The 16,642-nt window shown below is 61.2% G+C and carries 15 protein-coding genes and 9 tRNA genes; 16 read left to right on the forward strand and 8 right to left on the reverse strand.

All coding sequences use genetic code 11. The features are described from left to right. Positions 1–47: 47 nt before the first annotated feature. The 7 genes from I6L36_RS07270 to hemA form a co-directional block, all read right to left on the reverse strand. Positions 48–1,331: a dicarboxylate/amino acid:cation symporter gene (locus I6L36_RS07270; protein WP_041212586.1), complete on the reverse strand. Its 1,284-nt coding sequence runs from the start codon at positions 1,329–1,331 to the stop codon at positions 48–50. 289 nt (positions 1,332–1,620) lie between these two features. Then, positions 1,621–2,475: a 3-deoxy-8-phosphooctulonate synthase gene (kdsA, locus tag I6L36_RS07275; protein ID WP_039039605.1), complete on the reverse strand. Its 855-nt coding sequence runs from the start codon at positions 2,473–2,475 to the stop codon at positions 1,621–1,623. A gap of 11 nt (positions 2,476–2,486) precedes the next feature. Continuing rightward, the gene (locus I6L36_RS07280) at positions 2,487–3,287 is read right to left on the reverse strand and encodes a SirB1 family protein (RefSeq protein ID WP_042015581.1); all 801 of its coding nucleotides are present in this window, start codon (positions 3,285–3,287) and stop codon (positions 2,487–2,489) included. Positions 3,288–3,298: 11 nt separating this feature from the next. Beyond that, positions 3,299–3,682, reverse strand: a complete 384-nt coding sequence (locus I6L36_RS07285) for a SirB2 family protein (protein ID WP_039039603.1) — start codon at positions 3,680–3,682, stop codon at positions 3,299–3,301. A 42-nt stretch (positions 3,683–3,724) separates the two neighbouring features. Continuing rightward, entirely contained in the window at positions 3,725–4,558 is an 834-nt protein-coding gene (gene prmC, locus I6L36_RS07290) for a peptide chain release factor N(5)-glutamine methyltransferase (RefSeq protein ID WP_039039602.1), read from the reverse strand. Continuing rightward, on the reverse strand, positions 4,558–5,646 hold the full coding sequence (prfA, locus tag I6L36_RS07295) for a peptide chain release factor 1 (RefSeq protein ID WP_039039601.1): 1,089 nt from the start codon (positions 5,644–5,646) through the stop codon (positions 4,558–4,560). The genes prmC and prfA overlap by 1 nt, the downstream gene beginning before the upstream one ends. Positions 5,647–5,696: 50 nt before the next feature. Further along, on the reverse strand, positions 5,697–6,956 hold the full coding sequence (gene hemA, locus I6L36_RS07300) for a glutamyl-tRNA reductase (protein WP_041212583.1): 1,260 nt from the start codon (positions 6,954–6,956) through the stop codon (positions 5,697–5,699). A gap of 125 nt (positions 6,957–7,081) precedes the next feature. On the opposite strand from hemA, the gene lolB reads away from it, so the two are divergent. The 14 genes from lolB to I6L36_RS07370 all read left to right on the forward strand — a co-directional run bounded on the left by lolB (position 7,082) and on the right by I6L36_RS07370 (position 12,917). Next, the gene (gene lolB / locus I6L36_RS07305; protein WP_039039599.1) at positions 7,082–7,660 is read left to right on the forward strand and encodes a lipoprotein insertase outer membrane protein LolB; all 579 of its coding nucleotides are present in this window, start codon (positions 7,082–7,084) and stop codon (positions 7,658–7,660) included. Beyond that, complete coding sequence (gene ispE, locus I6L36_RS07310) at positions 7,660–8,538, forward strand: 4-(cytidine 5'-diphospho)-2-C-methyl-D-erythritol kinase (RefSeq protein ID WP_052814546.1); 879 nt, start codon at positions 7,660–7,662, stop codon at positions 8,536–8,538. Before lolB ends, ispE begins: the two co-directional genes overlap by 1 nt. Further along, positions 8,518–8,592, forward strand: a tRNA-Gln gene (locus I6L36_RS07315). Before ispE ends, I6L36_RS07315 begins: the two co-directional genes overlap by 21 nt. Before the next feature lie 239 nt (positions 8,593–8,831). Further along, positions 8,832–9,779 (forward strand): ribose-phosphate pyrophosphokinase, encoded by a 948-nt coding sequence (locus I6L36_RS07320; RefSeq protein ID WP_010673845.1) that lies wholly within the window; start codon positions 8,832–8,834, stop codon positions 9,777–9,779. Positions 9,780–10,027: 248 nt separating this feature from the next. Then, the gene (pth, locus tag I6L36_RS07325) at positions 10,028–10,624 is read left to right on the forward strand and encodes an aminoacyl-tRNA hydrolase (RefSeq protein ID WP_041215615.1); all 597 of its coding nucleotides are present in this window, start codon (positions 10,028–10,030) and stop codon (positions 10,622–10,624) included. Positions 10,625–10,755: 131 nt separating this feature from the next. Next, positions 10,756–11,847 carry a redox-regulated ATPase YchF gene (gene ychF, locus I6L36_RS07330; RefSeq protein WP_010673843.1) on the forward strand — a complete coding sequence of 364 codons (1,092 nt, stop codon included), beginning with the start codon at positions 10,756–10,758 and terminating at the stop codon, positions 11,845–11,847. Between the two features lie 235 nt (positions 11,848–12,082). Next, positions 12,083–12,159, forward strand: a tRNA-Met gene (locus tag I6L36_RS07335). Positions 12,160–12,167: 8 nt separating this feature from the next. Further along, a tRNA-Gln gene (locus tag I6L36_RS07340) sits at positions 12,168–12,242 on the forward strand. 42 nt (positions 12,243–12,284) lie between these two features. Further along, positions 12,285–12,359: transfer RNA gene (locus I6L36_RS07345), tRNA-Gln, on the forward strand. A gap of 41 nt (positions 12,360–12,400) precedes the next feature. Further along, a tRNA-Gln gene (locus I6L36_RS07350) sits at positions 12,401–12,475 on the forward strand. A gap of 39 nt (positions 12,476–12,514) precedes the next feature. Next, a tRNA-Met gene (locus I6L36_RS07355) sits at positions 12,515–12,591 on the forward strand. A gap of 46 nt (positions 12,592–12,637) precedes the next feature. Then, positions 12,638–12,712, forward strand: a tRNA-Gln gene (locus I6L36_RS07360). A gap of 36 nt (positions 12,713–12,748) precedes the next feature. Next, positions 12,749–12,825 (forward strand) — tRNA-Met (locus I6L36_RS07365). Between the two features lie 8 nt (positions 12,826–12,833). After that, positions 12,834–12,917 (forward strand) — tRNA-Leu (locus tag I6L36_RS07370). 244 nt (positions 12,918–13,161) lie between these two features. On the opposite strand, the gene I6L36_RS07375 is transcribed toward I6L36_RS07370, so the two are convergent. After that, positions 13,162–14,994: an SLC13 family permease gene (locus I6L36_RS07375; RefSeq protein WP_109111875.1), complete on the reverse strand. Its 1,833-nt coding sequence runs from the start codon at positions 14,992–14,994 to the stop codon at positions 13,162–13,164. 270 nt (positions 14,995–15,264) lie between these two features. Here I6L36_RS07375 and yqfB point away from each other — a divergent pair, with 270 nt between their 5' ends. Together yqfB and I6L36_RS07385 are read left to right on the forward strand one after the other, a co-directional pair. Next, complete coding sequence (gene yqfB, locus I6L36_RS07380) at positions 15,265–15,597, forward strand: N(4)-acetylcytidine aminohydrolase (RefSeq protein WP_041215617.1); 333 nt, start codon at positions 15,265–15,267, stop codon at positions 15,595–15,597. A gap of 87 nt (positions 15,598–15,684) precedes the next feature. Further along, the gene (locus I6L36_RS07385; protein ID WP_109111874.1) at positions 15,685–16,605 is read left to right on the forward strand and encodes an alpha/beta hydrolase; all 921 of its coding nucleotides are present in this window, start codon (positions 15,685–15,687) and stop codon (positions 16,603–16,605) included. The last annotated feature ends 37 nt before the right edge of the window (positions 16,606–16,642 follow it).

Below are 16,642 nucleotides of genomic sequence, written 5' to 3' on the forward strand. Positions count from 1 at the left end.
CCCTCGGGCCGTTTTTTCATGGGTGATGATCGCCGCCAGAACCTGGGTCAGCTTCGCAGGTCCACCGGCCTTGCCACCACGGGTTTCGCCAGGGCGTCCTGCATGGTGGCCTCGTCGAGCTGATCGCAGTAACGGGCCACCACCAGGGTCGCCACCCCGTTGCCGATGAGGTTGGTCAGGGCGCGCGCCTCCGACATGAAGCGATCAATCCCGAGGATCAGCGCCAGCCCGGCCAGCGGCAGATGCCCTACCGCCGAGATGGTGGCTGCCAGCACGATGAAGCCACTCCCCGTGACTCCGGCCGCACCCTTGGAGGAGATAAGCAGCACCACCAGCAGGGTGAGCTGATGGAACAGGTCCAGCGGGGTGTTGGTTGCCTGGGCGATGAAGACGGCTGCCATGGTCAGATAGATGGAGGTGCCGTCCAGGTTGAAGGAGTAACCGGTCGGGATCACCAGACCCACCACCGATTTCTTGCAGCCCAGCGCCTCCATTTTCACCAGCATGCGCGGCAATACGGATTCCGACGAGGATGTTCCGAGCACGATCAACAGCTCTTCCCGGATATAGGCAATAAAGCGCACAATGCTGAAGCCATTGGCTTTGGCGATACTGCCGAGCACCAGGAAAATAAACAGCAGGCAGGTCAGATAGAAGCTAGCAATTAATTGCCCCAGCTGCACCAAAGAACCAATACCGTATTTCCCTATGGTGAATGCCATGGCGCCAAATGCCCCGATCGGCGCCAGTTTCATGATCATGTTGATGATGCCGAAAATAACCTGGGAGAAACCATCGATGATATTGAAGATGGGTTTTCCCTTCTCCCCGATATGATGCAGGGAAAATCCGAACAGGACGGCAAACAGCAACACCTGGAGTATATTGCCGCCGGCAAAGGCACCGATGACGCTGGCCGGTATCACATCCAGCAGGAAGGGAATTATCCCCTGGGACTGGGCCTGATCCGCATAGACGGAGATGGCGCTGGCGTCGAGTGAGGAGGGATCCACATTCATACCGGCCCCGGGTTGCAGCACGTTGACCACGCACAGACCGATGATCAGGGCCAGGGTGCTCACCACTTCAAAATAGATCAGCGCAATGGCACCGGTTTTGCCCACCGCCTTCATGCTTTCCATGCCGGCAATGCCGGTGACCACGGTACAAAAAATGACGGGGGCGATGATCATCTTGATTAATTTAACGAAGCCATCACCAAGGGGTTTCATATCTGCGCCCAGACTCGGATAGACATGTCCCAGACATATTCCGATGGTGATTGCCAATATCACCTGAAAATAAAGGCTACTGACAATTTTCTTGTGCATGCTCAACGTCCTGTTAATAAGTGTGACTCCACTGACAGCAAATAACGCATGCAGCAGTCTGCGGCGAGAAATAGGGTTATCTCACCCGCTTCATACCTTTTTGCCATCCTGACGGTCGCTACTTTTGCATGTCATAAGAAGCAAATAAGAGACATCAATCACACAACATATTTAACATCATTAACACCACGGAAACATGGTCGCAATGGACGCCGAAGAGCACCAAATGAAAATGACGGAAATAAAAATGCCCCGCATGGCGGGGCATTTTTGATAGTAAAAATCGCGATCAGGCGGAGGTATCGAGGGGCTCGAAGCCCTTGACGAGATCGTCGATGGCCTTCATCTGCTTGAGGAAGCCTTCCAGCTTCTCCAGCGGCAGGGCGCTCGGGCCGTCGCAGCGGGCAATTTTCGGATCCGGGTGGGATTCGATAAAGAGACCGGCCAGGCCCACCGCCATGCCGGCACGAGCCAGCTCGGTCACCTGCTCGCGGCGACCGCCGGAGGCCGCCCCCAGGGGATCACGGCACTGCAGGGAGTGGGTGACGTCAAAGATGACCGGATAGCCGCCGGTGCTCTTCTTCATGACGCCCAGACCCAGCATGTCCACCACCAGGTTGTCATAGCCGAAGTTGGCACCGCGCTCGCAGAGGATCAGGCGATCGTTGCCACACTCCTCGAACTTGTCGGTGATGTTCTTCATCTGGCTTGGGCTCAGGAATTGCGGCTTCTTGATATTGATGACGTTGCCGGTGCGGGCCATGGCCTCCACCAGATCGGTCTGGCGCGCCAGGAAGGCGGGCAGCTGGATGACGTCGACCACCTCGGCGACCGGTTTGGCCTGATGGGGCTCATGCAGATCGGAGATCACCGGCATGCCGAAGGTCGCTTTCAGCTCCTGGAAGATCTTCATCCCCTCTTCCAGACCCGGACCGCGATAGGAGTGGATGGAGGAGCGGTTGGCCTTGTCCCAGCTCGCCTTGAACACGAACGGGATGCCGAGCTTGCTGGTCACTTCCACGTACTTCTCGCACACCGCCATCGCCATGTCGCGGGATTCCAGCACGTTCATGCCGCCGAACAGCACGAAAGGTTTGTCGTTGGCGACGTCGATCTGGTTGACCTTGATATTCTTCTGTTCCATCTCAGGGATCCTTAATGGAGGGGTTTGGGACTGAGGTCCAGGGTGGCCAGCTGGGTTTTCAGCACATCGGCCACGGGATCATCAGGGCATTGTTCAATAAAGTATTCGAAATCGTCGGCGGCAAAGCGCGGGCAATCGAGTTGCTCATAGATGAAGCCCCGATCCCGCGTCTCCAGCGGATCGCCGGGCTTCATGCGCAGCAGCAGCTCGCTGCAGCGCAACGCCTCCGTCATGCGCTCCTCGCGCAGCAGGGCGCCCTTGCTGACATTGAGCAAGCGCTCGATGATCTCCCACTGCCCCGATGGCTGCAGATGATCATCGCTCAGACTCGCCAGGTTGCCGAGGGCACCGCGCAGCAGCAGTTCGATGCGGTGCCGGCTCAGTTCATCACCGTTGAAGGGGTCCACATAGACCTCCCCGTCCAGACCGGCAAAACTCAGGAGGAAATGGCCGGGGAAGCAGATCCCCTCCACATCCAGCCCTATCTTGCGACCCAGCTGGATGAGGAGGATGCCGAGACTGACCGGGATCCCCTTGCGCCTTGCCAGCACCTGGTCCAGATCGCAGTTGGCGGACGAGAAGTAATCCTGCCAGTCGCCACGAAAGCCCAGGGTCTGGTAGAAACCCTGCAACAGCTGACGGCGCACCTCGTCGCAGTCTCCCTCGGCAATCGTTTCGTCCAGCCAGGCATCGAGGAGGGCAAGCTCGGCCTCTCCCGTGCCGCCATGGCCCCGGATCTCGTCGCTCACCGACAGCGCCAGCTCGGCCAGATCGTGAGCTTCGAAGTCGGTCCACTCATCCACACGTATCATCGTCATCCTTCCTAGCCGAACAGGCTGGCCTGCTTTTGCACCGCAAGCTTGGCGATAAAGAAGATCCACCCCAGTGCGCCCAGGAAGGCAAACCAGCGGATGCCGTTGCTGCGGGCCAGACGCAGCGCCATCATGGCCAGAAACGCCACCACCAGGATGGACGTCAGCTTCTCGGCCAGCCAGGGAATGGCGTTGTTGAGGGGGTTGAGACCCAGCACCATGCAGAGCAGCACACCGGAGAGCACCACCAGGCCGTTGAGCCAGCCGCTGATCTTGAGGGTGCGGGCGCCCCCTGCCAGCGCGGAGCCGGTCTGCAACCAGTAAAAGCGCAGGATAAACATCAGCACGGCCCCGGCAATCAGGGTGAGGTGCAGATGCTTGAGAACAACATACATAAGATTTCCTTGAACAGGGGCAGACCGGGCCCGCCCGTCATATCACTGAGCCAGGCGCCCCAGGGTCACCCGCTCGTTATCGCCGTAATCGCGCACGGTTTCCACCTGGACGTAGCCTTGTTGCAGCAGGAGTTGACGCACCGCCTCCCCCTGATCCCAGCCGTGTTCCAGCAACAGCCAGCCACCTGGCACCAGATGGGCGGGCGCCTGGGTGACGATGAGGCGGATATCCGCCAGCCCCTGCTCCTCCGCCACCAGGGCGGAGCGCGGCTCGAAGCGCACGTCCCCCTCGTGAAGATGGGGGTCCGTCCCGTCGATGTAAGGCGGGTTGGAGACGATCATCGCAAAGCGCGGTGCATCCGAGAGCGGCGCAAACCAGCTGCCGTCGCGCACCTCGATGGGCAACCCCAGGGCGGCGCTGTTGGTGCGGGCCAGCGCGGCCGCGGCCGGCATCCTGTCCACCGCCCATACATCGGCATCCGGTCGCTCAGACTTGAGCGCAAGGGCGATGGCACCGGTGCCTGTGCCCAGATCCAGCAGGGCGCAGGGGCCGCCCGGCAGGCGGGCCAGCGCCTGTTCCACCAGCACCTCGGTATCGGGGCGCGGGATCAGGGTGGCCGGGCTCACTTTCAGCGGCAGCGACCAGAACTCCCGCTCACCGATGAGGTGGGCAATGGGCTCACCATTGAGGCGACGGGCAAGCCAGCCCGCCAGGGTCGCCTGCTGGGCGGCATCGAGCTCGTGCTCCGGCCAGGTCATCAGATAGCTGCGCCGACAATCCAGCAGATGACAGAGCAGGGCATCGGCGTCGGCACGGGGGGATTCCCCGGAGGCCAGGGTCGCCATGATATGGGCGCGGGCCTGCTGGATCTGCATCAGTTGCTCTCGGCCAGGGAGGCGAGCTGATCCGCCTGATACTCCTGCACCAGGGGGGTGATCACGCAGTCCAGATCCCCTTCCAGGATGTCGCCCAGACGATAGAGGGTGAGGTTGATCCGGTGCTCGGAGAGACGCCCCTGGGGATAGTTGTAGGTGCGGATGCGCTCGGAGCGATCCCCGGAGCCCACCAGGTTGCGGCGGGTACTCTGCTCGGCGGCGCGGTGGCGTTCGTCCTCGGCCGCCTGCAGGCGAGCGGAGAGCACCGACATCGCCTTGGCGCGGTTCTTGTGCTGGGAGCGCTCGTCCTGGCACTCCACCACCAGCCCGGTGGGCAGGTGGGTGATGCGGATGGCGGAGTCGGTCTTGTTGACGTGCTGGCCGCCGGCACCGGAGGCGCGGAAGGTGTCGATCTTCAGCTCGGAGGGGTTGATCTCCACCTGCTCGGCTTCCGGCACTTCCGGCAGCACGGCCACGGTACAGGCGGACGTGTGCACCCGGCCCTGGGATTCGGTCTCGGGGACTCGCTGCACCCGGTGGCCGCCGGACTCGAACTTGAGGCGGCCGTAGACGTGCTCGCCGTCCACCTTGGCGATCACCTCCTTGTAGCCGCCGTGTTCGCCGTCATTGCAGCTGACGATGGAGACACGCCACCCCTGACGCTCGGCGTAGCGGGAGTACATGCGGAACAGATCCCCCGCGAAAATGGCCGCCTCGTCGCCACCGGCACCGGCGCGGATCTCCAGATAGCAGTTGTTGTCATCCTTGGGGTCGCGCGGCAACAGCATCACCTGAAGCGCCTGCTCCTGCTCCTCGAAGGTCGCCTTGGCGAGCGGCAGTTCCTCCTGCGCCATCTCCCGCAGCTCGGCATCCTCTTCCTCCAGCATCAGCCGGGTGGTGTCGAGGTTCTCTTCGGCCTGGCGGAAACGCTGGAAGGCGTGAACGATATCTTCCAGCTGGGCGTATTCCCGGGTCAGGGCGCGGTATCTGTCCTGATCCGAGGCGACCCCGGGCTCCCCGAGCAGGGCCTGTACTTCTTCATGGCGCTCGATGAGGCCTTCCAGCTTTCTGATCAATGAGGGGTTCATGACTCTTGGATTCTCGATGGAGGACGGGACGGCAAAGGGCCGTCCCAACACTATGATTCTTGTGACAATCCCAGCACCTGACGCAGTTGGGCCAGCTTGTGGCTGTCCCCCTGGGCGGCGGCCTGGCGCAGGGCCTGGGTCGGTGCGTGGATCAGCTTGTTGGTGAGGCGATGGGCCATGGCCTTGAGCGCCTGCTCGGCATTCTCACCCTGTTGCAGGGCCAGCAGGGCCCGCTGCAACTCTTCGTCGGCGACCTGCTGTGACTGATGGCGATAATCGCGAATGAGATCCACCGAGTGCTGGCTGCGATACCAGCCCATGAACTCGTCGCGCTCTTCCTGCACGATGAGTTCCGCCTCGGCGGCCGCCCGCTTGCGGGTCTCCAGGTTCTGCTCGATGATGCCCTGCAGATCGTCCACCGTGTAGAGATAGGCATCGGAGAGCTCGTCCACCTCAGCTTCGATGTCGCGGGGCACGGCGATATCCACCAGGAACATGGGCTTGAAGCGACGCGCCTTGAGCGCCCGCTCCACCATGCCCTTGCCGATGATGGGCAGGGGGCTTGCCGTGGAGCTGATGACGATGTCCGCCTCGTGCAGATAGTCCGGGATCTCCTCCAGGGTCATGACCTGGGCACCGAACTCCTCTGCCAGCAACTGGGCCCGTTGCAGGGTCCGGTTCGCCACCATCATCCGGGTCACACTCTGCTCGCGCAGGTGGCGGGCCACCAGTTCGATGGTTTCGCCGGCGCCCACCAGCAGCACCTTGGTCTGGGAGAGATCGGAGAAGATACGGCGGGCCAGGCTCACGGCGGCAAAGGCCACCGACACCGCGCTGGCGCCGATCTCGGTGTCGGTGCGCACCCGTTTGGCCACCGAGAAGGATTTCTGGAACAAGCGCTCCAGGGATCCTTTCACCGCATCCGCCTGCTGGGCGTGGGCGTAGGATTGCTTGATCTGCCCCAGGATCTGCGGCTCCCCCAGCACCAGGGAGTCGAGGCCGCAGGCCACCCGCATCAGGTGCCGCACCGCTTCCTCGTCCTGGTGCCGGTAGATGGCTGAGAGCACCTCGCTCGCCTCCAGCGCGTGGAACCGCTGCAACCAGTTCAGCACCTGCTCCCCCTGCCCCTGCTCCAGGCTGCAATAGAGCTCGGTGCGGTTGCAGGTGGAGACGATCACCGCCTCGCTGACGCCAGGCTGCTCCACCAGCTCACGCAGGGCGCGATCGATGCGGTCCGGGCCAAAGGCGACCCGCTCCCGCAAGGCGACACTGGCGGTGTTGTGGTTGATTCCGAGGGCAAGCAGACTCATGGGTGGGTGATGATCGTTTCATGCACAGGGTGTAGAGGCCGACAATTGTACGAGAAAGGGTAAGTCTTTAAAAGCAATACGGCCGCCCCTTATACTGTCGCAAACCTCATCTGCGGAGCTCCACCTTGTTGTTGCGTATCTTCTCCCTCGCCTGCCTGCTGGTGCTGGCGGGCTGTACCACCACCCAACCCCAGCGGGATCAGGTCAACTGGCAGCAGGAGCGCGCCCGCCTCGAACGCCTCACACACTGGCAGTTGTCGGGCAAGATGGCCATCATCACCGCCCGCCAGAAGGGCAGCGCCCGCCTCAACTGGCAGCAAAACGGCGACGACTATCGCCTCAACCTCACCAGCCTCATCGGCACCCATATTCTGGAACTCTCCCGCACCGGCGGCGAGGTGACTCTGCTCGACAACGACGGAAAACAGCACCAGAGCCAGGATGCCGAGCTCCTGGTCTATCAGCTCACCGGCTGGCACATTCCGGTGGCCGGGCTGCCTGAGTGGATCAAGGGATTGCCGGGGCAGGCCGAATTCGAGCTCAACCCCGATGCCAGCCTCGCCAGCGTGCGCGACGGCCAGTGGCAGATCGTCTACGGGGACTATCGGGATCAGGACGGCTATCGCCTGCCCCACCTGCTCACCATGACCGGGCAGGAGAGCCGTCTCAAGCTGCAGATCAACGAGTGGACCCTGGCACCATGATGCACGACCAGACGCCGATCCGCTGGCCCGCCCCGGCCAAGCTCAACCTCTTCCTGCACGTCAACGGCCGCCGCCCCGATGGCTACCACGAACTGCAGACCCTCTTCATCTTCCTCAACCACGGCGACTGGCTCGAATTCGAGCCGATCCCCGGCAGCGACCAGCTCACCTTGAGCCCGGCCATTCCCGGCGTGCCCGATGAACAGAACCTCATCATCCGGGCTGCGCGACTGTTGCAGAGCCGGTTGGCCAGTCCGCAGGGAGCCCATATCCGGCTGGAGAAGGTACTGCCCATGGGCGGTGGCATCGGGGGCGGCTCGTCGGACGCGGCCACCACCCTCGTGGCCTTGAACCACCTCTGGCAAGCCGGCTTGAGTGAAGACGAGCTGGCCGAGCTCGGCGTGCAGCTGGGCGCCGACGTGCCGGTGTTCGTGCGGGGCAAGGCCGCCTTCGCCGAAGGCGTGGGGGAGCGGTTGCAACAGATCGAGGTGCCGGATGCCTGGTACCTGGTACTCAAGCCGGATTGCCATGTGGCCACCGCCGCCGTGTTCCAGGATCCCGACCTGCCCCGCAACACCCCCAAGATGACCCTGGACAATCTGCTGGCAGGAGAGTGGAAAAACGATTGCGAGCTGCTGGTGAAAAAGCGCCACCCCGAGGTTGCCAATGCGCTCGGCTGGTTGCTAGAATACGCGCCGTCAAGAATGACGGGCACTGGCGCCTGCGTCTTTGCTCGATTTGAAGACGAAATGGCTGCTCGGAAGGTGTTGGCAAGAGTGCCGGAAGGCTGGGATGGGTTTGTCGCCAAGGGCGAGAACATATCACCACTCTTCGTCACTTTGCAACAAGTGAGTGATTGGGGTATCGCCAAGCGGTAAGGCAGCGGGTTTTGATCTCGCCATTCCTAGGTTCGAATCCTAGTACCCCAGCCAACTCTCTCCTTGTTGAGGCCGCATCGGGAGGTGTTGACCTCGTCGATGTGTCTTGGGCCAATCTGACGCGATGGCGCTCAAGGTGGATTCCCGTCCACCCACCCTGCGGGTGATGAGATGCCATCCTCGACATCGCCCAGAGACCTTGTCCGTCATCTTGCTAAATCGTTTGCCCCCAAACGATACGGGTCTAAAATCAGACTCCCCACATACTGGATGCAACCCCGAGGTTTCAAACCGTGCCTGACATGAAGCTGTTTGCTGGTAACGCAACGCCGGAACTAGCCCAGAAGATCGCAGATCGCCTGTTTATCAAACTCGGCAATGCTGCCGTAGGTCGCTTTAGCGACGGCGAGATCAGCGTACAGATCAACGAGAATGTACGCGGTGGCGATATCTTCATCATTCAATCCACCTGTGCCCCGACCAACGACAATTTGATGGAATTGATCGTCATGGTGGATGCACTGCGTCGTGCTTCAGCTGGCCGTATCACTGCCGTTATCCCCTACTTTGGTTATGCCCGTCAGGACCGCCGCGTCCGCTCCGCCCGTGTGCCCATCACCGCCAAGGTCGTCGCAGACTTCCTCTCCAGCGTGGGTGTGGACCGTGTGCTGACCGTTGACCTGCATGCCGAGCAGATCCAGGGCTTCTTCGACGTCCCCGTCGACAACGTGTTCGGCAGCCCGGTGCTGCTGGAAGACATGAAGGCCAAGAACCTCGAATCCCCCGTGGTCGTGTCACCGGACATCGGCGGCGTAGTCCGTGCCCGTGCCATCGCCAAGCTGCTGGACGACACCGACATCGCCATCATCGACAAGCGTCGTCCCCGTCCGAACGTCTCCCAAGTCATGCACCTGATCGGCGACGTAGCCGGTCGTGACTGCGTCATCGTCGACGACATGATCGACACCGGCGGCACCCTGTGCAAAGCGGCCGAAGCGCTGAAAGAGCGTGGTGCCAAGCGCGTGTTCGCCTATGCGACCCACCCTGTCTTCTCCGGCACCGCCGTTGAAAACATCAAGAATTCGGTCATCGACGAGCTGATCATCACCGACTCCATCCCGCTCACCCCGGAGATGAAGGCAGTCGGCAAGGTCAAGCAGCTGACCCTCTCCTCCGTGCTGGCCGAAGCGATTCGCCGCATCAGCAACGAAGAGTCCATCTCTGCCATGTTCGAGCATTGATAGACCCTGTCGTGACAAAAACCGCCGAATGGCGGTTTTTGTTTTTTGGGTGCCTGGCGCCAACCGCCAGCCTTCACTCGGCAAGAGACGAAAACCTCGGACGAGCCACCCCACCCGAGCCCTTCTGTCCGGCTTTTCCCCGACCTTGCCGCACTTTGGTTGAGTGATCGCCACTCGGCGGCTAGAATATTGCGTCCCATTGCCCCGGGCCATCCGCCCATGGCAAGTAGCGAGTGAAGACATCAAGCGTGACAAGTCAAATCAAACTGATTGTCGGGCTGGGTAATCCCGGCCCCGAATATGCCAAGACCCGCCACAATGCGGGCGCCTGGTATGTGGAGCAACTGGCACGCTGGCACAATGTCAGCCTGCGCGAAGAGCCCAAGTTCTTCGGCCACACCGCCCGCTTCCTGGTGGACGGGCAGGATGTGCGGCTGCTCATCCCGAACACCTACATGAATCTCTCCGGCAAGGCCGTGGCGGCGCTCGCGCGCTTCTACCAGATCGCCCCGGAAGAGATCCTGGTGGCCCACGACGAGCTGGACCTGCCTCCCGGCATCGCCAAGTTCAAGCAAGGGGGCGGTCACGGCGGCCATAACGGCCTCAAGGACATCATCGCCAGGATGGGCAACAACAATAACTTCTTCCGGCTGCGCCTTGGCATCGGCCATCCGGGCGCCAAGGAGCTGGTCGCCGGCTTCGTGCTGACCAAGGCGCCCAGCAGTGAGCAGAGTCTGATCGAGGCCGCGCTGGACGAGTCCCTGCGCGCCACCGACATCCTGTTCAAGCAGGACATGACCAAGGCCATGAATCGCCTGCACAGTTTCAAGGCCGAGAAAGTCTAGGCCTTCAGCCTGCATCGCCAGGCAGTTCAAGATGACCGGCCCCTGGCGAGATCCCTCGCCTCGGGGTCAAGCAACACGACACGGGCCGCCCGCGCGGCCCCTTGAAGCATCCACCAACAAGGTAACAATCCATGGGTTTTAAATGCGGTATCGTGGGCCTGCCCAATGTAGGCAAATCCACCCTGTTCAATGCGCTGACCAAGGCCGGCATCGAAGCCGCCAACTTCCCGTTCTGCACCATTGAGCCGAACACGGGTGTGGTCCCCATGCCGGATCCCCGCCTCGACCAGCTGGCGGCCATCATCAATCCGCAGCGTGTCGTGCCGACCACCATGGAATTCGTGGACATCGCCGGCCTGGTGGCCGGTGCCTCCAAGGGCGAAGGCCTTGGCAACCAGTTCCTCGCCAACATCCGTGAAACCGAAGCCATCGGTCACGTGGTGCGCTGCTTCGAGGACGAGAACATCGTCCACGTGGCGGGCAAGGTCTCCCCGGCCGACGACATCGAGGTGATCAACACCGAGCTGGCCCTCTCCGACCTGGATGCCTGCGAGCGCGCCATCAATCGCCAGTCCAAGCGTGCCAAGGGCGGCGACAAGGATGCCAAGCTGGAAGTGGAAGTGCTGGAGAAGATCAAGGTTGCCCTGGAAAACGGCCAGATGATCCGCGGCATGAAGCTGGACAAGGATGAGCTGGACGCCGTCAGCCACCTCAACTTCCTGACCCTCAAACCCACCATGTACATCGCCAACGTGGCGGAAGATGGCTTCGAGAACAACCCCTACCTGGATCAGGTCCGTGAGATAGCCGCCGCCGAAAACGCCGTTGTTGTGGTCGTCTGCTGCGCCATCGAGGCGGACATCGCCGAGCTGGACGACGAAGACCGCGCCGAGTTCATGGCGGATCTGGGCATCGAGGAGCCGGGCCTGAACCGGGTGATCCGTTCCGGATACGAGCTGCTCAAGTTGCAGACCTACTTCACCGCCGGTGTGAAAGAAGTGCGCGCCTGGACCATTCCGGTAGGCGCCACCGCCCCGCAGGCCGCTGGCAAGATCCACACCGACTTCGAAAAAGGCTTTATTCGCGCCCAGACCATCGCCTTCGACGACTTTATCACCTACAAGGGTGAGCAAGGCGCCAAGGAAGCAGGCAAGATGCGCGCGGAAGGGAAAGACTACATCGTCAAGGATGGCGATATCATGAACTTCCTGTTCAACGTCTAACCCCATGAGAGGCCAGCATTTGCTGGCCTCTTTTTTATCTGGCCAGAGGCGCGATCTGGGTGCGAATGTCGTAAAAAAAACCAGATTGTTGGGCTTTTGCACGACAGCGGCCAATAACTCGCCAAACGCACCCAAATTCGTTTTTTCAAACAAAAAAAGGGTTGACGCCCCAGAGCCAGATACGCATAATTCCGGCCGCACAGTGACGAGGCAACGACTCACTGGAAGCACGGTTGGCTATGTAGCTCAGTTGGTTAGAGCATCGCACTCATAATGCGGGGGTCACAGGTTCGAATCCCGTCATAGCCACCATCTCTAGTTGGGGTATCGCCAAGCGGTAAGGCAGCGGGTTTTGATCTCGCCATCCCTAGGTTCGAATCCTAGTACCCCAGCCATTTTTTGAATGATGTTTGATAGTCTCTGTCAGGCATCGTCGTTGGGGTATCGCCAAGCGGTAAGGCAGCGGGTTTTGATCTCGCCATCCCTAGGTTCGAATCCTAGTACCCCAGCCATTTTTGAATGATGTTTGACAGTCTCTGTCGGGCATCGCTGTTGGGGTATCGCCAAGCGGTAAGGCAGCGGGTTTTGATCTCGCCATCCCTAGGTTCGAATCCTAGTACCCCAGCCATTTTTCTGTTCTCTTCCACGTTTGTGGTTGACAACAAACGGCTATGTAGCTCAGTTGGTTAGAGCATCGCACTCATAATGCGGGGGTCACAGGTTCGAATCCCGTCATAGCCACCATGTTTGAAAAACGTTCCTTCAATCATCCGATTGCAAAGAACACTGTTGGGGCATCGCCAAGCGGTAAGGCAGCGGGTTTTGATCTCGCCATACCTAGGTTCGAATCCTAGTGCCCCAGCCATTTTTGCTTGTATTCGACGAAAGTCGTGCACAAGACGGCTATGTAGCTCAGTTGGTTAGAGCATCGCACTCATAATGCGGGGGTCACAGGTTCGAATCCCGTCATAGCCACCATTATTCTTGCGGAAGTGGCGAAATTGGTAGACGCACCAGATTTAGGTTCTGGCGCCCTAGGCGTGAGAGTTCGAGTCTCTCCTTCCGCACCATCGAAAGCAGTACCAAACAGACCAGCTCAGGCTGGTTTTTTTGTATCCGGCGTTTGCCGCTCTTCTTCCCCTCTCCACGCCATCGCACGCCTGCAACGCCACCTCATGTCTCAACGGCTGAGCCTTGTGCTCTCCTCTGCGACGGCGCTATGTCCTGCTCCGGCGTGATGCCGCCCTTTTCATCTCGCAGAGCGCTGCGGGCAATAAAAAGGCGGCCCGCAGGCCGCCATATCGTTTGCTGTCGTCAGAACGGGAAGAACCAGGGGATGGCGATGACGCTCACCACCATCACCAGCAAGGTGAAGGGCACGCCGATGCGCACGAAATCCATGAACTTGTAGTTGCCCGGGCCCAGCACCAGGGTGTTGACCGGCGACGAGACCGGCGTCATGAAGGCTGCCGAGGCGGCGATGGCGATGGTCATGGCAAAGGGATAAGGCGACACCCCCATCTGATGGGCCGTACCCAGCGCGATGGGCGCCATCAGCACCGCCGTCGCCGTGTTGGAGATGAAGAGCCCGATGACGGCACAGAGCGCGAAGAGGCTGGCCAGCATCACCCTGGGGCCCATCTCCCCCACTGCCGAGATGAGCGCGCCGACGATGAGATCCACCCCGCCGGTCTGCTGCAATGCAAGGGCAAAGGGCAGCATGCCCACGATGAGGATCAGGGTCGGCCAGTGGATGGACTTGTAGGCGCTCTCCAGATCGATGCAGCGGAACTTGCCCATCAGCAGGCAGGCGATGAGCGCCGCAATCACGTTGGGCACGGGATCCGTCACCATCAGCACTATCATGACCCCGAGGGCAATCAGGGCGTGAATGGCCTGGCTGCGGGCCGGCGCCATCTCGTCCACTTCCGCAGGCAGGCCCAGCAGCAGAAAATCGCGATGATGGGTCTGCAACTGACGAATGAGGCTCCAGTTCCCCACCACCAGCAGGGTATCCCCCATCTGCAGCGCCTCGTCCACCAGCTTGCCGGTCAGCGCCTCTCCATCCCGGCGGATCCCCACCACGCTCAGACCGTAACGGGAACGGAAGGTCACCTCGCGGATGCTCTTGCCGAGCAGCCGGGAGCCGGGGATGAGGGAGACCTCCGCCATGCCCACCTCCCGCGCCTGGTCGGAGAAATACTCTCCGCGCAATATCATGGGCTCGAGCCGCGCCTCGCTGCAAAACTCCCGCACATCCACCTCGGGATCCGACATGTCGATGAGCAGCACGTCCTTGGCCTGGAACTCGGTCACCCCGGTGACACTGACCATCACCCGCCTGAACTTGCGCCAGCGCTCCATCCCGATGACGTTGGCCCCGAAGCGGGCACGCAATTGCAGCTCGTCCAGGGTCTGGCCGATCAGGGGGGAATCGGGCCGGATCGCCAGTCGGCGTGCGCGCCCCGCCAGCCGGTAGTCACGGATGAGATCCCGCATGGTGCTGCGTCCCATCTGCTTGCCCTTGCCCTCCTCTCCTTCACGCACCAGACGGTTGCGCATCAGCAGCATGTAGAGGATCCCCATCCCCAGAATGATGACCCCCATGGGAGTGAAGCCGAAGAAGCCGAACCCCTGGATGTCGTGCCGCATCAGTTCACTGTTCACCACCATGTTGGGAGGGGTTGCCACCAGCGTCATCATGCCGCTGATAAGGCCGGCAAAGCCTAGCGGCATCATCAGTCTGCCCGCCGGGATCCCCATCCGGTTCGCCACGCTCAGCACCACGGGGATGAAGATGGCCACCACCCCAGTCGAACTCATCACGGCCCCCAGGGTCGCCACCGCCACCATCAGCAGCACCAGCATGCGGGTTTCGCTGCTGCCGGCCACCTTCACCAGGGCATCTCCCACCTGATAGGCGATGCCGGTACGCACCAGCCCCTCCCCCACCACGAACAGGGCGGCAATCAGAATGACGTTGGGATCGCTGAATCCTGCCAGCGCCTGCGGCAGGGTCAGGGTGCCGCTCAACACGAACAGGATGATGATCAACAAGGCGACCACGTCCATGCGCACCTTGTTGGTAATAAACAGGAGAATGGCACCCACCAGCATGCTGAGCACCCAGATCAACTCGTAATTCACACTTGCTCCTTTTGTTCAACGTCAACCACGGCCGGCCCCGGACGCCATCAGACCACAGAGCCCGTCCCCCTGATTTGTTACATATCAAGAAAGAGGAGGCCGCATCATCTCACATTCAGGTTCAGTTGCGGCCATTTTACCGAGCCGTGAACGCAGTCGGTCGCCCTTCACATGTCGGGGTAAAAAGTGCTGCACGCTCCCCCCGCCCCTCCTAAAATGGGCCCGCCGCGGCCTGAGCCGCCCTCTCACCCCTTGCCCTTCGGAGACGACATGACCCAGCACACCCCGGCCTACCCGGCATTCACCTTCTTCAGCCGCTTTGTCGCCGACATCCAGGCTGGCCGAAAGACCATCACCATCCGCGACGAGAGCGAGGCAAACTGGCAGCCCGGCCAGCGCCTGGCCCTGTTCACCAACCCGGAACACCAGCCTTTTGGCACCATTGAGGTCATCTCGGTCAAGGCGGTCGCCTTCGAGGCGCTGAGCGACGAGCACGCCCGTCAGGAGAACATGACCCTCCCCGAGCTTAAAGATGTGATCCGCGATATCTACCCCGCACTGCCGCCCCTCTATGTGATTGAATTCGTGCTGATTGAAGCCTGATTTTGTGAGCTGCCTCAGCTAACGCCGGTTGCGCTCACGGGCCAAAAGCGCACAATGACTGTTTTTATATACAGTCATTGGTATCTTATGGAAAAACAACTCGAACCGGCCATCGCAGCCAGGGTGGCAGACTTCATCGCCGCAGGTCGTCCCAAGGCAAGCCAGCTGAGCTGGCAGGCGCGCCGTGACGGCTACCTTGCCTCTGCCCTGTTGGGGGGTGAGCGGGAAGAGGTGGGCGCCATTGAAGAGTGGCAGGCCGATCACCACGCCATCCGCTGCTATCGGCCCGCAGACAAACCGGACCCCGCGTATCCGGTGCTGATCTATTTTCACGGCGGCTGTTTTGTCAGCGGGGATTTCGAGACCCACGATCGCCAGATGCGGATGCTGTGCAACCGGGCCAGTGCCCTGATCTTCGCCGTACACACCCGCCTCGCCCCGGAACACACCTATCCTGCGGCTCACGACGATGCGCTGGCCGCCACGCGGGCCATCATGGCAGAGGTGGAGAAATGGCATGGAGATCCGGCACGTCTCGCCATTGCCGGCGACAGCGCAGGGGGTCATCTCGCCCTGGTCACCACCTTGCGGCTCAAGGCTGCCAGCGCCCCCTTGCCCAAGGCCCTGCTGCTTCTCTATCCCATGCTGGATGCCCTCTGCGAGAGCCAAAGCTACCGCGATCTCGGTGACGACTACCTCATCACCCGGGACATGCTCGCAAGCGGTTTTCACGCCTACCTGGGCAGCCTGCCCCCCAGCCATCCCGAAGCCAGCCCGCTCCACCATCCCGCCCTGTCAGGATTGCCGCCGACCCATATCGTCACGGCGGAATATGATCCGCTACGCGACGAAGGGGAAGCCCTGTATGGCAAGCTGGTGCAGGCTGGCGTCGATGCCACTTGCCAGCGGCAGCATGGCGTCATCCACGGCTACTTCCAACTGGCGGCCATCAGCCCTGCCGCTCGTCAGCTCATCGACCAGATAGCCATGATGCTCAGAAGACTCTGAGTTGGAACCGGCCCCCAAGCCGTGTTAAAAGTGTCTC

The sequence above is a fragment of the Aeromonas sp. FDAARGOS 1406 genome (assembly GCF_019048565.1).
Lineage (GTDB): Bacteria > Pseudomonadota > Gammaproteobacteria > Enterobacterales > Aeromonadaceae > Aeromonas > Aeromonas caviae.

What these genes read in the sequence shown, in the direction of transcription:
- I6L36_RS07270 (WP_041212586.1), bottom strand. Translation starts at nt 1,331, where the DNA reads ATGCACAAGAAAATTGTCAGTAGCCTTTATTTTCAGGTGATATTGGCA.
- kdsA (WP_039039605.1), bottom strand. Translation starts at nt 2,475, where the DNA reads ATGGAACAGAAGAATATCAAGGTCAACCAGATCGACGTCGCCAACGAC.
- I6L36_RS07280 (WP_042015581.1), bottom strand. Translation starts at nt 3,287, where the DNA reads ATGATACGTGTGGATGAGTGGACCGACTTCGAAGCTCACGATCTGGCC.
- I6L36_RS07285 (WP_039039603.1), bottom strand. Translation starts at nt 3,682, where the DNA reads ATGTATGTTGTTCTCAAGCATCTGCACCTCACCCTGATTGCCGGGGCC.
- prmC (WP_039039602.1), bottom strand. Translation starts at nt 4,558, where the DNA reads ATGCAGATCCAGCAGGCCCGCGCCCATATCATGGCGACCCTGGCCTCC.
- prfA (WP_039039601.1), bottom strand. Translation starts at nt 5,646, where the DNA reads ATGAACCCCTCATTGATCAGAAAGCTGGAAGGCCTCATCGAGCGCCAT.
- hemA (WP_041212583.1), bottom strand. Translation starts at nt 6,956, where the DNA reads ATGAGTCTGCTTGCCCTCGGAATCAACCACAACACCGCCAGTGTCGCC.
- ispE (WP_052814546.1), top strand. Translation starts at nt 7,660, where the DNA reads ATGCACGACCAGACGCCGATCCGCTGGCCCGCCCCGGCCAAGCTCAAC.
- ychF (WP_010673843.1), top strand. Translation starts at nt 10,756, where the DNA reads ATGGGTTTTAAATGCGGTATCGTGGGCCTGCCCAATGTAGGCAAATCC.
- yqfB (WP_041215617.1), top strand. Translation starts at nt 15,265, where the DNA reads ATGACCCAGCACACCCCGGCCTACCCGGCATTCACCTTCTTCAGCCGC.
- I6L36_RS07385 (WP_109111874.1), top strand. Translation starts at nt 15,685, where the DNA reads ATGGAAAAACAACTCGAACCGGCCATCGCAGCCAGGGTGGCAGACTTC.